The sequence below is a fragment of the Shigella sp. FC1544 genome (genome assembly GCF_001722145.1).
GTDB lineage: Bacteria > Pseudomonadota > Gammaproteobacteria > Enterobacterales > Enterobacteriaceae > Escherichia > Escherichia coli.
This window is the reverse complement of the sequence record NZ_MECT01000412.1, coordinates 1-574: the sequence shown is the minus strand read 5'-3', so window position 1 is coordinate 574 and position 574 is coordinate 1. Positions and strand designations below refer to the sequence as shown.

Below are 574 nucleotides of genomic sequence, written 5' to 3'. Positions count from 1 at the left end.
AAGACCGCACGAATATAACGGTGGGTTACCCCCAAACGAATCGGAAAATCGATACTGGAAAAACTCTAACTCGGTGGCCAGTTTTTGTTGACCACTTCATATTCCGTTTTGCCTGTGTGTTGAATAATTCCACTGCAGTTATATAAAATCGGTAACGGCTGGAAATCATTCAATACTCGCACTATCGAAAGTTCACCAGCCAACCGCAGCACGTCCTGCATACGTCGTGTCTGCGGTTTTTCTTTTTCGCTTACATTGTGTCTGGTTCTTCCGGCCACTCAATATCAGGTGCAGTTGATGTATCAACACGGTTCAGCAACACCCGATACTTCTTCTAGGCTTCCAGCAACGAGTTTTCTTCCTCCGTTGCGATCTCCAGATCTACAGCATCCTGAAGTGGCGCAATATGCTCACTGAATTCCTGGATGTAGAACTGTGTGGTGACGGTCTTCCAGCCATTCGGCTCCTGCTGTATGTAAGCGTAAACTGACCGCCGTATGTAGCCATTAAGCCTGTATTGGTAACGTAGGTGCCCACCTTTTCAACTAGTGGACACCTGTTATGGAACAGAAAG

Annotated in this window: 1 pseudogene; it reads right to left on the bottom strand. The window is 46.7% G+C overall.

Going from position 1 to position 574, the window contains the following annotated elements:
- Positions 1 to 250: 250 nt before the first annotated feature.
- Positions 251 to 499, bottom strand: a pseudogene (locus tag BGK49_RS17395) (tail fiber assembly protein).
- Positions 500 to 574 lie beyond the last annotated feature (75 nt).